Genomic DNA, 12,377 nt, shown 5'->3' on the forward strand with positions numbered 1-12,377 from the left:
CATGGCCATTTTAGATCTCAGACAGCAGTTCCCAATACTTAACCGCATGGTTAAGGGCAAACCTTTGGTGTATTTTGACAATGCTGCCACTTCTCAAAAACCGCAAGTGGTTATTGATGCGCTTACACATTATTACACGCATTACAATGCCAACATACACAGAGGGATCCATACCCTTGCAGAAGAAGCCACTATGGCTTATGAGGCTACCCGTCGTACTGCACAAGAGTTTATAGGTGCAGTATCTGAAGAAGAAATCATCTTTACAAGAGGCACTACAGAAGGGATTAACCTGGTTGCATATACCTGGGGCCGGCAAAACATAGGAACGGGCGATGAGATTATTATTTCTGGCATGGAGCACCATTCTAACATCGTTCCATGGCAAATACTTTGCGAAGAAAAAGGTGCTGTTTTAAAAGTTATTCCTGTTAACGATAATGGCGAGCTTGTAATGGATACCTACAAAGCTTTGCTTAACAGCAAAACCAAGTTGGTTTCTGTTGTTCATGTTTCAAACTCATTAGGTACAGTTAACCCGATTAAAGAGATCATTGAAGCAGCGCATCAGGTTGGTGCTAAAGTATTGATAGATGGTGCACAGTCAGCTGTACATCTTGATATCAATGTACATGAAATGGATTGCGATTTTTTCGCTTTCTCTGGTCATAAAGTATATGGGCCAACAGGTGTTGGTGTGCTTTACGGTAAGAAAGAGTTACTCGAAAGCATGCCTGTTTTTCAAGGTGGCGGCGAGATGATCAAGGAAGTTACCTTCGAAAAAACTACCTATAATGATCTGCCTTATAAATATGAAGCAGGTACACCAAACATAGCCGATACCATTGCATTAAAAGCAGCACTAGATTTTATTAAAGAAACCGGAAAAGCTACTATAAGAGCCCATGAAGAAGAATTACTTGCTTATGCTACAGCTCAATTCCAAGCCATTCCGGGTCTTAAAATTATTGGCAATGCCAAAGAAAAGGTAAGCCTGATCTCTTTTATTATTAAAGGTGTACACCCTCAGGATGTTGGCGTTTTGCTGGACAATCAAGGAATTGCAGTTAGAACAGGACATCATTGCACACAGCCGTTAATGGCACGCTTTGGCATTCCGGGCACTATAAGAGCATCCTTTGCCCTTTACAACCAAAAAGAAGAAATAGATGCACTGATTACAGGTTTGCATAAAACCATAAAAATGCTTTCATAATGAATATTAAGCCGATACATGAAATAGAAAAAGAGATAATTGAGGACTTTGCATTGTTTGATTCATGGGAAGACAAGTACGAGTACATTATTGATATGGGCAAAAAGTTGCCTGTTCTGGAGGATGAGCATAAGCTTGATGAAAACAAAATAAAGGGATGCCAGAGTACCGTGTGGCTGGTGGCCTCCTATAATGATGGCCGTGTATTTTTTAAGGCCGATAGTGATGCAATAATTGTAAAAGGTTTGATCAGTATGCTTATAAAGGTACTATCTGGCCATACCCCTACTGAAATTATTGACGCCCGATTGGATTTTATAAGAGAGATCGGCATGATGACCCATTTGGCACAGACCCGTTCTAACGGTTTACTGTCAATGATAAAACAAATGAAAAATTACGCTATCGCTTTTCAGGCGATTAACAGTCAAAAAACTGATCATAAATAAATTAAAAGGTCATGGATAAAGAAGAATTAAAGCAGAAAGTGATTGATTGTTTACAAACCATTTACGATCCTGAAATTCCTGTAAGTATTTATGAACTGGGGCTTATCTATGAAACAGAGATATTGCCTCCGCTAAACAACGTGCAGATTGTGATGACGCTTACCGCTCCCGGATGCCCTGCTGCACAATCTATCCCTTTAGAAGTAGAGCAAAAGGTAAAAGAAATTGAAGGTGTAAATGAGGTTACTGTAATTGTAACCTGGGAACCTGCCTGGAACAGAGACATGATGTCGGAAACAGCACGGCTCGAATTAGGAATGATGTAATAATAAGAACAATGAAAATTACTGCTCAGGAAGAATATGGCTTAAGGATACTACTCCACATAGCCCGACATGGTGATAAAGAAGGAGCAAGCATTCCTATGATTAGCGATGCAGAGGGACTTTCTGCTGCCTATGTGGCCAAGCTTACCCGTACGCTTCGTCTTGCGGGTTACATAAACAGTACACCAGGTAATAAGGGGGGGTATATTTTAGCTAAGCCTGCCGAAGACATAAACATTAATCAGGTGATGAAGGTGCTTGGCGGTTCTCTATACAGCAATAAGTTCTGTGAGGACTACTCCGGATCATTAAAACTATGCACCAACTCTGTAGATTGTTCTGTGCGTTCTTTATGGCAAATGATCCAGTTATCTGTTGATCAGTTATTGGATCATATTTCACTTAAAGAATTGATTAGTACAGAGCAGGAATCTAACCTTCAGATCATCAACAAAATAAATGCCCTAAGAACGGCTAAACTATAATTTAGCATCTTGCTATAGTATTTGAATAACTTTTTTTCATTTTCTCAGGAGATTTTCCCTTTTCCTTTGTTATAGTTAAAACACTAATTCAACTTATTATGAAAAAGATACTACTGTTTGCGGTTTGCTTGCTTATTTCTGGCTTATCCTACGCTCAGGATATAACCGTTAGTGAGGTTCCTCCTGCTGTATTAAACGCTTTTAACAAGTCGTTTCCAAAAGCTACAAGAGTAGAATGGGAAAGAAAAGGCGACTTATATAATGTCGAATTTGACATAGCCAGAAGAGATCATGAACTTTGGTTAACCAGTAAAGGAGGCATTGTTAAACATAAAAAAGAACTTCGTTCCTCAGAATTACCGGCAGCGGTGTTGAATACCCTTAAACAAAACTATAAAGGATTCAGAATTGATGATGTAGATCGTTATGAAGAGGGTAAAAAATTCTTTTATAAAATTGAATTGAAGAAATTACTCGAGGAACAAAAAGTTATTGTTGACCAGAATGGTAAAATATCAAACAAGATATATTAGATGACGGCAGCTTTAAAAGCATGCCGTCATCGGTAATTTATTTAAGCCCTAAAGGTTCTTCATACTAATTGCCTTTAAGCGGGCAGAAGGCTCTGTAAATACAAAATAAACATTGTATTTACCTTTAAGCACCTCAATATCAGCAATGGTATTTAAACTGCCGTTTTCTTTCGAAGATGATTGCCCGATAAGTTTTCCTTCCGGTGAATCGATGCGAATCTCAATTTTACCTGCCGACACATTGTCTGCACCAATAAATTCAATCTTCTTAATATCCGTTAAATCAACTTTATTTAGTTGCAGATAAGCACCTTTGCTCTTAGCCGTCGCAACAGACTTGTTGTCGTTAAAGCTAATCTCATTAGCGTTATCCGTATTGTTAACAAGCACAAAAGGATGGCGCAAAACAACTATATCTTCACCAAACTGCGCTGGCGCAAGTTTAGTTCCATGATCTTTATAGGCTGCTCTAAAAATAAAGCTTCCTTTGTTAGGCTGATCTGGTTGAACATTTGTAGTGTATGATCCTGTTACCGGAAGTGATTTCTGCGTAGTTTTCTTTTCACTAAAGCTCAATACATATTTAATGATCGAGTTCACTTCATTAGTAGACATAGATGAGTGCGCTGGCATCATTGCATCACCCCATACACCCGAACCGCCGTCAATAACCTTTTTAGTAAGCTTTCCTTCTGCAGTTTTATCTCCTTTATACTTTAACGCCACTTCTGTAAATGATGGACCTAAAGATTTAGTATCCACAGCGTGACAAGCATTACAATCACTTTTCTTGATTAAAGCCTTTGCTTTAGCATATTGTGCAGAAACATCGAATTGATTCTGATTTTGCGCTACAACAGTTAAGTCATACCCCTCAGACAAGTAATTGATGGCTACAGAAACCTGGGAAGCCGGTATTCTTTTATCAGCAAGGCTTCCATCCTCCTTATCTGTAACACTAACCGCATAATTGATTATACTGGCAGGGAAATAGAAACTAGAGTTCCCTTTTGTAAAGTTAAACTTAACTACAGGGGTTGCATTTCCGGCTACCAATTCAACCGATTTACTATTTTTTGCACCATGCGGATCTGTAACAGTAAGTGTAGCTTTGTAAACACCAGCTGTTGCCAGTTGTACTTCAGGGTTAGCCGTTTTAAACGTTTGTTTTAACATTCCGCCTTTGGTAATTTTCCATTCGTACTTTAATACATCACCATCACTATCAGTTGTACCTGCCGAAGATAATTTTACTTTTAAAGGCAAAGCACCGGCAGTTTTATTTGCAGTTGCCTGTACCTGAGGTTTGCGGTTACCGCCATTAAACTCAATTTTGATTAACTCAGCTTCCGGATTATCTTTAAAGTATCCGTTTCCATATTCAAGCACATATAAACTACCATCAGGGCCAAATTTCATATCAATCGGACCTCTTAAAGTAAGCTCAGGCAAGAAACGCTCCATAGATTTATACATGCCATTTTCATCAAAAGTTACCGCTAATATCCAGCCACGTACCCAGTCGGTAATTAACCATTTACCTTCATAATATGCAGGAAACAAATATTTAGCATTGGCAAAATCAGACTTGTGAAATACCGGACCACCAACTGCACTTCTGCCACCACTACCCATCACCGGAAACTCTTCACTGGCCGCATAAGGATACCAGATCATGGCTGATACCGCAGGAGGTAATTCTTTTAATCCCGTATTATTTGGGGAATTATTTATTGGTTTTTGTACATCGTACAACTCTCCCGATTTCTTAGTCGCAAAATCATAATAACGATATGCCTGGTTATTCCCTATAAAATAAGGCCAGCCATAGTTACCCGACTTTTTAGCCACATTAAATTCATCATAGGATCTTGGACCTCTAGATTCTGAAGAGTTTGAACCATCCGGACCAACTTCACCCCAGTATAACCAACCAGTATGACTATCTATAGTTAACCTCCAGGGGTTTCTATTACCCATGGTATAAATTTCAGGGCGGGTATTTGCTGTCCCCTTAGGAAACAGGTTGCCTTCTGGAATGGTATATGTACCATTTGGTTCAGGATGGATACGCAAAATTTTACCTCTTAAATCGTTAGTATTACCAGACGATTTTTGAGCATCACGCGGAGCCTCTCCCGGACGTTCGTCGATAGGTGTAAAACCATCCGAAGATCTTGAAAAGGTATTATCACCAGTACTTAAGTACAAGTTTTTATCCTTATCGAATAACATACCGCCCCCTACGTGGCAGCATTCTTCACGTTGAACCACCACGTCTAATACTTTCTTTTCAGTAGTCATGTTCAGTTTACCGCCAGCCCATGTAAATCTGGAAAGCCTGTTTACCGATACATCTTTTGGAGAATAGTAGATGTAAATCCATTTGTTTTTAGCATAATCAGGGTCAAGGATAACCCCCTGCAGCCCGTCTTCACCTTCGGAACGCTCACCTTTTTTGCTTACGTACTCCCTGCTAACAGCAAAATCTGCTATTACATCCATTTTATTAGTTGCAGGATCGTATATTTTTAATTTCCCTTTACGCTCTGCATACAAAACCTTTCCTCCATCCAGAATTTGGAATTGCATAGGTTCTTCTAATTTTTGTTGAAGCACAACTTTGGTAAACCTGTTATCGTCAGGTTTTTCCGGCGATTGCGCCTTTACTATATATGAAGAAACCAATAACAGCGACAATGCTGTTATTGGTTTCAATAATGATAATTTTATCATGTTTGGGGTTAATTACAATTTAGATACAAGGTTACGGAAGTTAACTACACTAGCAGCTACATCAGCGCTGTTGCTTTCCCAGTTGTATTCATATTCAGCTGAGATAGCTCCTTTAAAGTTTTGTCTTTTTAACTCTGCGATAACTGCAGGGATGTTAGAAACACCTTCTCCCCAATGCACGTCATGTCCGCCTTTACCTTTTTCATGAAGATCTTTCATGTGCGAGTGTAATACGTGTCCGTCAAGTTTTTTCAAGCACTCAACAGGATCTAATCCTGAACGTACCCAGTGGCCTATATCAGCGCAAGCGCCTAAGCGTTTGCTTTTCCCTTTAATCGCATTTAACACGATATCAGGATTCCAATAATGAGATGGGTTTGGGTGATTGTGAATAGCAACATTGATCTGATATTTATCGCATAGATCAGATACCAACTGCAAATCTTTCTCATTAGGTTCTGAAGTAATGGTATGAATGCCCATGGCTTTGCAGAATTCGAATAATTTAATCCATTCAGCTTCGCTGTTAGCGCCTGTTACACCAAATGCTACAACTTTTACGTTGTTTTCTTTAAGCTTTGCTAAAACAGCTTGTCTTTTCGCGTCATCCATATCAGGTCCCATTGTTCCTTCTATACCGCCACCTATTTTTTGACCTGGGAAAGCCTCTACATATCTTAAGTTACAGCTGTCGATCTTTTTAATTGCCTCAGCAAATGTGAATAATCTGAAAGTATAAGCTTGAGAACCAAGTTCCCAGCCCAATTTTACTTCCGGATTTTTAGCAGAAGCATTAGATGCTCCTGTCTTTACACTTTTACAGGCAGCAAGACAAGCCAATAAAACAACAGCAAATTGTAGTTTTAAAGCAAATCTATTTTTTAATAAATTCATGTTTGGTTAATTAAAGTTTGAAAATTATCTAGGTTACATTTGTTATTCTATCTCTCCAAAATCTTATTCTGTAAAAAGACGCCAACAATATAGTTATTCTTGAAGTTTTTCCTTTTACTAATGAATCGAAATATTTTGGTTACTAAAAATCGTCTTTTAAATAAGCCGTAAGAATGGACTTAATAAGTTAAATCATGGATAATATGATCAGACAGTCTTACTCCTCTCTATTTCAAACTCCGTATCAACACCCAAAGCACTTCTGTTTTTAGAGGCGGCAACAGCAAGTTCATCGCAGCGTTCATTTTCGGGATGGTTATTATGCCCCTTTATCCAAACGAATTTAACATGGTGTAGCTTATAAACGTTAAGAAAACGCATCCAAAGGTCTTTATTCTTTTTGCCTTTAAATCCTGTTTTAACCCAACCAAATACCCACTTCTTTTCTACAGAATCAATCACGTATTTGGAATCTGAGAATATGGTAATTTCTTGTCCTGGATTTTTTAGTGCATTTAAGCCTACTATAACTGCCAGCAATTCCATTCTGTTGTTCGTAGTTAAACGGAATCCCGCACTCAGTTCCTTATAGTGAGACCCTGAGCGTAAAATCACTCCGTATCCACCTGGCCCTGGGTTGCCGCTAGCTGCTCCATCGGTATAAAGTTCAATCATATGTTAGGCAAATCTAGCTTTTTAAGCCATAAAAGCAATTTTTAGGGTACTTTTTATATTTCCACCAGAATTTAATCCACTGAGATTTAATCGATTAAAAAAAAGATCCGATCTAACTGAAAAAAGATTTGAATAAAATATTTTAAATCGTACTTTTGTAGCGTTGAAAAACACATGGTGGTTTTAGCTCAGTTGGTTAGAGCATCGGTTTGTGGTACCGAGGGTCGTGGGTTCGAGCCCCATATTCCACCCCAAGTTTTTGAAAAGCAGTCTGAAAAGACTGCTTTTTTTGTATACAGGGTATTTTGGTATGTCAAAAAGGGACAGTTTAATAGAAGATCCTTGGTTTAGATCGCGATCATTCTCCAGCGTCTTTAATAATCTGTGTAGTTAACCAATCAGAAATCCGAAAATTAGTTTGTTGTATTTTGACAGTGTATGGTTTAACTGCTGGAATGATACCGTTAAGTTTTGCGTTAAGTATAACACCAACGGTTCCGGTGATGTTAAGTTCAAGCTTTTTAGCAAATCTCCTAGCTCCTGCATCATCTATAATGAGTAGGTCAGCATGGATTTCTGATGCAAGCGCCATCGCACTGGCCTCACCTATATCCACAGTTTCAGCATAATTATATAATAAATCACGATTCTGCACGGCTTTTACATCAACCCAATTAGGTATAGTCTTTTACCAAATTCAGCAGCTATCTCAGGAGTTGTTATTACTTGTTTGTACAAGGATTGGAGCAAATGCATACCATCTATTTTGTCCAGCGTAATGAAACAGCTGGCATCGGTAATGACAATTTTATCCTGTATGAGCATGCCTAAATGTTTCAAGATCTTCAGCTGCACTTTCGTCCAGGTAGTGCACGTCGTATTTGATTAAGATTTCAGCAAAATCCCATTTTTTCATTTGGCACATTTCAGCGGCTTGTCTTAAAGTAAGCTTACCTGCTTCATATAGCTTGGCTGCAATAAGGCGTGTTGTTTCATCATGCTCTCTCTCAAGGGCATCAGGAACTTGTATGGTCATTGTAGTCATGATATAAAGATACGTATTATTAAAATTTAAAACAAAATGGGTGCTGATGATAGAATGGATTTTGATATATTACAAAGGGTAATTATTCTACTTTTGTTTAATTTGCTATCTCAGAATTTCAACAGTGGACAATCTACTATTATACAGGTCTTTATTTAAAGGGCGCGAAGATGTTTATGCTATTCATTGGTCAAAAGGAACTAAAAGTGGTTACATGCCTGCTAAATTGTATGATCCTTATATCAGCAAGGTTTATAAAAAAAGTACAAACCCCAATAATTCAGAGACCGCAAATTATCTTCCTTTGACTGACGATCAGATTCAAAGACATCTTGAAGGTAGACAGCTAACAGGATTGTATCCACTTTTACAAGACAATACGTCTTGGTTGATAGCGGCAGATTTTGATAAAAAAAGTTGGTTGGAAGATTGTAGAAGTTTCATTACTATATGTGCAAGCTACAATATCCCTGCTTACCTGGAACGTTCGCGCAGTGGTAAAGGTGGGCATGTTTGGATATTTTTTAATCAACCATATCCGGCTTTTAAGAGCAGAATAATTGTACTTACTTTATTAGAGAGAGCAGGGATAGTCTCTACTTTTGACAAAAACTCTAGTTTTGACAGATTATTCCCCAATCAAGATAAACATTCAGGTAAAGGATTTGGAAATCTGATTGCCTTACCTTTGTATAAACCTACATTGGAACTTGGGAACAGTTGCTTCATTGAGTCAGAAACAGCTCTCCCTTATAGAAATCAATGGGAGTTTTTAAGCAGCATTCGCCGAATTTCTATCAATGACTTAGACCAAATATTTCTTTCGTTGACCAGTTCTAAAAGTTTAAACGTTATTGAACCAGGTAAGCTTGTAATTAAGTTGTCAAATACTATTGAAATCAATCGAAATGGAATAAGTACTGCCTTGGCATCTTTTCTGAAGGATGAACTTAATTTTTTCAATCCAGACTTTATCATTAAAAAGAATCTATTTAAAAAAGGAAATCTTTTAGGTAAGAATGTTGAAATGTTCCAGCTTAGCGCCGGTGATGCTAACCAGACATTATATGAGTCGGGAGAAGAATTATTAAAGGATGTATTGATTAGAGGTAATTATCGGCACAAAATACAGCTAAGATATTTATCAGACTTACATCTTGGAAATGTATTGAAAATAAGATTTGTGTTAAGTCCGTTTGCTTTTGTTTTTCTTCTAACTGGAAAAGAGCAATATCATATTGTAATGGAGACACTGGATACGGATGAGGCTACTTATATATGGCATACCTCAAAAGAAGTTTCGGAGCTCAAAAATGCGCTTCATAATGTTGATAAAGATCTTAATAAGATTCGAAATGACGGGAGATTTGCATTTTTACAATCAGTACCGATAAATTTCAGCCGCGTTTTTACATGATTATTCGGATGAACGAAATGGATTTGTGATCTGGAAAGATGATTTAGAGCAATATCTGACTTAATTAAAATATTTCGTCACTACTAGGGATGTTACAACATCCCTAGTAGTGACGAATTTCAGACGATATAAAATCATTTTCGTGGACTAAAATAGTTTAACTTTTTAGCAGCTTTCCAAGCTCGTCCATTTCATCCATTTTTCTTTATAAATCGGCTAATCGCTTCAAATCAGCAATAAAACGGGATGAAATTTGTCCCATAAATGACCCTTTATGGGACGAGGACTTTAAAACAGATTTTCGTCTTTTTTTTACTTGTAACTCTTTGTTTTTCAAATAAATAAGATCAGCCGTTTTGTTCATGGAAGTGGTTCGATACAGGGCTCCATCAAAGGTCAATTTTTCCGGATATAGCATCCCTAGTAGATATCTTTTACCCTCTATCCGATTATGCTCGCATTTGCTGACAAAGCCATCCGGATTTTCTGGATGGCTTTTTTTGTTTGATTTCTTCCAATGGCAGGGCCTAAAACATGAATTTAAAATAAATTTGTGTAACCAAGTGGTTTCTTTTATATTTGTAACCAAATGGTATCAGATTATGGAAATGAGAAGAGATGTTTTTCAGGCAATTGCAGACCCGACGCGCCGGGAAATTATTGGTTTGCTCAGTGAGCGTTCCTTAAACCTGAATGCTGTGGCCGGTCATTTTCAGGTGAGCAGGCCTGCAATTTCCAAGCACATTAGGATTCTGACCGAGTGTGGGCTGATCATGGTGTCGCAAAAAGGAAGGGAGCGTTTTTGCAGCGCGGATATGCGTAAGCTGAAGGAAGTAGACCTGTGGCTGAGCCATTATAGGAAATTCTGGAACAGGAAGCTGGATGCCCTCGGGGAATTTCTGGAAAGGGATAATGCGGAAGATTCAGTCTTAAAGAATAAAAATCAACCAAAAAAATAACAGCTATGGAAACTAAACCACTGATTGTAGAACGTGTTTACAATGCCCCTATTGAGAAAGTCTGGAAGGCGATAACCGACCGGGACCAGATGAAAGCATGGTATTTCGACTTCGAAGAATTTAAACCCGAAGTGGGTTTCAAGTTTCAGTTTACCGGCGGGGATGAAAATGTGCAATACCTGCACGAATGCGAGGTCCTGGTGGTGGATCCCCCGCATAAACTGAGCTATTCCTGGAGGTATCCGGATTATAAGGGTTATTCGGTTTTAACCTGGGAGCTGTTTGAAGAAGGCAAACACAGAACCCGGCTGAAACTCACGCATGACGGTTTGGACAGCTTCCCTCAGGATAATTCGAACTTCAGAATAGAAAGCTTTACAGGGGGCTGGAATTATTTTGTCAACGAAGGCCTGGTTTCATTTGTGGAAACAGAAGTGATCAGCAAGCAGATCACCATTTCGGCTGCGGCGGAAGCTATCTGGGATATTTTACTGCATCCTGCAGACCAGTGGGGCAAGGCTTTTGGTGAGGGCTCGTTTGTAAAGACGGACTGGCAAACTGGCTCTGAAGTGATCTGGACGGACGCCAGTGGGGACATTGGCGCCAGGGGTATGGTCAAAGCGCATCGGCCGCAGGAGTATTTACAGGTAGATATGTACRATGAACTTAACCCGGCCGCTGATGCACAGACCGGAGAATATTCGGAGGTATACCGGTTAGTAAAAGCTGAAAGCGGGGCCTATGAACTAAGAATCGAATCGGGGCCGCTGGCAAAAAAATATATCCCTCAGCATGAAAAAATGTGGGACCAGGCCTTAGAGATCATTAAGGATTTATCGGAAAAACGGTAATCCACCATCTGGCTGAACTATGTCCTGGTGGAAGAACAATATGCTCATTCGAAAACCCACTAACCTCGTTTTTGAAGCTTTCATCAATCCGGAGATCACCAAACATTTCTGGTTCACTAAAGGCAGTGGCCGGCTTAGCTCGGGTGCCAGGGTGACCTGGGAATGGGGAATGTATAATGTCTCTACCCCGGTGCAGGTGGTGGAAATTATTAAAAATGTAAAGATCGTTATTGACTGGAACGACCCTGCGACCCGGGTGGAGTTTAACTTTAAGGCGATTGACGCCGATTCGACTTATCTGGAGATTAGCCAGTATGGTCTGCATTCCAAGGGTGAAGCACTTCTGGCTGAAATTAAATGGGAGCAAAAGTGGCGGTGGTCGATGTACTGCAAATCACGGATTGGCGCTACTTTATTAATCTATTTTGAATAGCTTATAAATTCCTTTTGTAATTCTAAAATTTCTAAAAACTGTCCATTTCAAGCAAACAGTCGGACATATAAAAGGGTTTAGTTTTATCACTACTAGCGATGTTTTGGATATCCCTAGTAGTGATAAATTTCAATTTACATTCAGATCATTTTCGTGGACGGGAATTATTGGCTTTCATCCGTTTTCCAAGCTCATCAAATTCATCAATATTTCTTTGCAAATCGGCCAACCGCTTTAAATCAGCCACAAACCGAGAATTTATCGGCACCATCAGCCACCCCAGTTTTGAAAGCAGTCTGAAAAGACTGCTTTTTTTGTTTAAGGGTTCGAGTCCCTTCTTCCGCACACTATCTATGGG

General features: G+C 39.0%; 16 protein-coding genes and 1 tRNA gene. 10 read left to right on the forward strand and 7 right to left on the reverse strand.

Annotation, left to right across the window (positions count from 1 at the left end):
- The first annotated feature begins 1 nt into the window (after position 1).
- From AC1DG9_RS08245 to AC1DG9_RS08265, 5 genes are all read left to right on the forward strand, one after another.
- Positions 2-1,216: a cysteine desulfurase gene (locus AC1DG9_RS08245; RefSeq protein ID WP_337715186.1), complete on the forward strand. Its 1,215-nt coding sequence runs from the start codon at positions 2-4 to the stop codon at positions 1,214-1,216.
- On the forward strand, positions 1,216-1,665 hold the full coding sequence (locus AC1DG9_RS08250; RefSeq protein WP_288882334.1) for a SufE family protein: 450 nt from the start codon (positions 1,216-1,218) through the stop codon (positions 1,663-1,665). The genes AC1DG9_RS08245 and AC1DG9_RS08250 overlap by 1 nt, the downstream gene beginning before the upstream one ends.
- 11 nt (positions 1,666-1,676) lie before the next feature.
- Positions 1,677-1,991: an iron-sulfur cluster assembly protein gene (locus AC1DG9_RS08255; protein ID WP_337715188.1), complete on the forward strand. Its 315-nt coding sequence runs from the start codon at positions 1,677-1,679 to the stop codon at positions 1,989-1,991.
- Positions 1,992-2,002: 11 nt separating this feature from the next.
- Positions 2,003-2,476: an RrF2 family transcriptional regulator gene (locus AC1DG9_RS08260; RefSeq protein ID WP_172663811.1), complete on the forward strand. Its 474-nt coding sequence runs from the start codon at positions 2,003-2,005 to the stop codon at positions 2,474-2,476.
- Between the two features lie 98 nt (positions 2,477-2,574).
- Entirely contained in the window at positions 2,575-3,009 is a 435-nt protein-coding gene (locus AC1DG9_RS08265; protein WP_172663812.1) for a PepSY-like domain-containing protein, read from the forward strand.
- Positions 3,010-3,057: 48 nt separating this feature from the next.
- Here the strand turns inward: AC1DG9_RS08265 and AC1DG9_RS08270 are convergent, their stop codons facing one another.
- The 3 genes from AC1DG9_RS08270 to rnhA form a co-directional block, all read right to left on the reverse strand.
- Entirely contained in the window at positions 3,058-5,745 is a 2,688-nt protein-coding gene (locus tag AC1DG9_RS08270) for a PQQ-dependent sugar dehydrogenase (protein WP_337715190.1), read from the reverse strand.
- 12 nt (positions 5,746-5,757) lie between these two features.
- The gene (locus AC1DG9_RS08275; RefSeq protein WP_172663814.1) at positions 5,758-6,639 is read right to left on the reverse strand and encodes a sugar phosphate isomerase/epimerase family protein; all 882 of its coding nucleotides are present in this window, start codon (positions 6,637-6,639) and stop codon (positions 5,758-5,760) included.
- Between the two features lie 207 nt (positions 6,640-6,846).
- Positions 6,847-7,314, reverse strand: a complete 468-nt coding sequence (gene rnhA, locus AC1DG9_RS08280; RefSeq protein ID WP_172663815.1) for a ribonuclease HI — start codon at positions 7,312-7,314, stop codon at positions 6,847-6,849.
- A 177-nt stretch (positions 7,315-7,491) separates the two neighbouring features.
- Here rnhA and AC1DG9_RS08285 point away from each other — a divergent pair.
- Positions 7,492-7,568: transfer RNA gene (locus tag AC1DG9_RS08285), tRNA-His, on the forward strand.
- Between the two features lie 104 nt (positions 7,569-7,672).
- Here the strand turns inward: AC1DG9_RS08285 and AC1DG9_RS08290 are convergent.
- From AC1DG9_RS08290 to AC1DG9_RS08300, 3 genes are read right to left on the reverse strand one after another with little or no spacing between them, the layout of a single operon-like run.
- Positions 7,673-7,969, reverse strand: a complete 297-nt coding sequence (locus AC1DG9_RS08290; RefSeq protein WP_337715192.1) for a PIN domain-containing protein — start codon at positions 7,967-7,969, stop codon at positions 7,673-7,675.
- A 5-nt stretch (positions 7,970-7,974) separates the two neighbouring features.
- Positions 7,975-8,139, reverse strand: a complete 165-nt coding sequence (locus tag AC1DG9_RS08295) for a PIN domain-containing protein (protein WP_477611733.1) — start codon at positions 8,137-8,139, stop codon at positions 7,975-7,977.
- Positions 8,123-8,350: a UPF0175 family protein gene (locus AC1DG9_RS08300; protein WP_245870024.1), complete on the reverse strand. Its 228-nt coding sequence runs from the start codon at positions 8,348-8,350 to the stop codon at positions 8,123-8,125. The genes AC1DG9_RS08295 and AC1DG9_RS08300 overlap by 17 nt, the downstream gene beginning before the upstream one ends.
- Positions 8,351-8,483: 133 nt before the next feature.
- On the opposite strand from AC1DG9_RS08300, the gene AC1DG9_RS08305 reads away from it, so the two are divergent.
- The 4 genes from AC1DG9_RS08305 (at position 8,484) to AC1DG9_RS08320 (ending at position 12,019) form a co-directional block, all read left to right on the forward strand.
- Positions 8,484-9,776, forward strand: a complete 1,293-nt coding sequence (locus AC1DG9_RS08305) for a TOTE conflict system archaeo-eukaryotic primase domain-containing protein (protein WP_337715194.1) — start codon at positions 8,484-8,486, stop codon at positions 9,774-9,776.
- A gap of 563 nt (positions 9,777-10,339) precedes the next feature.
- Positions 10,340-10,735: an ArsR/SmtB family transcription factor gene (locus AC1DG9_RS08310; protein WP_477611734.1), complete on the forward strand. Its 396-nt coding sequence runs from the start codon at positions 10,340-10,342 to the stop codon at positions 10,733-10,735.
- A 5-nt stretch (positions 10,736-10,740) separates the two neighbouring features.
- Entirely contained in the window at positions 10,741-11,586 is an 846-nt protein-coding gene (locus AC1DG9_RS08315; protein ID WP_477634495.1) for an SRPBCC family protein, read from the forward strand.
- 19 nt (positions 11,587-11,605) lie between these two features.
- A complete protein-coding gene (locus AC1DG9_RS08320; protein WP_172663824.1) occupies positions 11,606-12,019 on the forward strand; it encodes an SRPBCC domain-containing protein in 414 nt (137 codons plus the stop codon).
- Positions 12,020-12,164: 145 nt separating this feature from the next.
- Here AC1DG9_RS08320 and AC1DG9_RS08325 read toward each other — a convergent pair.
- Positions 12,165-12,377, reverse strand: a 213-nt coding sequence (locus AC1DG9_RS08325) for a hypothetical protein (RefSeq protein ID WP_477634496.1), incomplete at its 5' end; no start/stop codon positions are given.

It is taken from the genome of Pedobacter sp. 05L430 (assembly GCF_056397585.1).

Coding starts and splice junctions, on each gene's coding strand:
- AC1DG9_RS08320 (WP_172663824.1), top strand. CDS start 11,606: ATGTCCTGGTGGAAGAACAATATGCTCATTCGAAAACCCACTAACCTC.
- AC1DG9_RS08255 (WP_337715188.1), top strand. CDS start 1,677: ATGGATAAAGAAGAATTAAAGCAGAAAGTGATTGATTGTTTACAAACC.
- AC1DG9_RS08260 (WP_172663811.1), top strand. CDS start 2,003: ATGAAAATTACTGCTCAGGAAGAATATGGCTTAAGGATACTACTCCAC.
- AC1DG9_RS08250 (WP_288882334.1), top strand. CDS start 1,216: ATGAATATTAAGCCGATACATGAAATAGAAAAAGAGATAATTGAGGAC.
- AC1DG9_RS08275 (WP_172663814.1), bottom strand. CDS start 6,639: ATGAATTTATTAAAAAATAGATTTGCTTTAAAACTACAATTTGCTGTT.
- AC1DG9_RS08270 (WP_337715190.1), bottom strand. CDS start 5,745: ATGATAAAATTATCATTATTGAAACCAATAACAGCATTGTCGCTGTTA.
- AC1DG9_RS08245 (WP_337715186.1), top strand. CDS start 2: ATGGCCATTTTAGATCTCAGACAGCAGTTCCCAATACTTAACCGCATG.
- AC1DG9_RS08265 (WP_172663812.1), top strand. CDS start 2,575: ATGAAAAAGATACTACTGTTTGCGGTTTGCTTGCTTATTTCTGGCTTA.
- rnhA (WP_172663815.1), bottom strand. CDS start 7,314: ATGATTGAACTTTATACCGATGGAGCAGCTAGCGGCAACCCAGGGCCA.
- AC1DG9_RS08295 (WP_477611733.1), bottom strand. CDS start 8,139: ATGCTCATACAGGATAAAATTGTCATTACCGATGCCAGCTGTTTCATT.
- AC1DG9_RS08300 (WP_245870024.1), bottom strand. CDS start 8,350: ATGACCATACAAGTTCCTGATGCCCTTGAGAGAGAGCATGATGAAACA.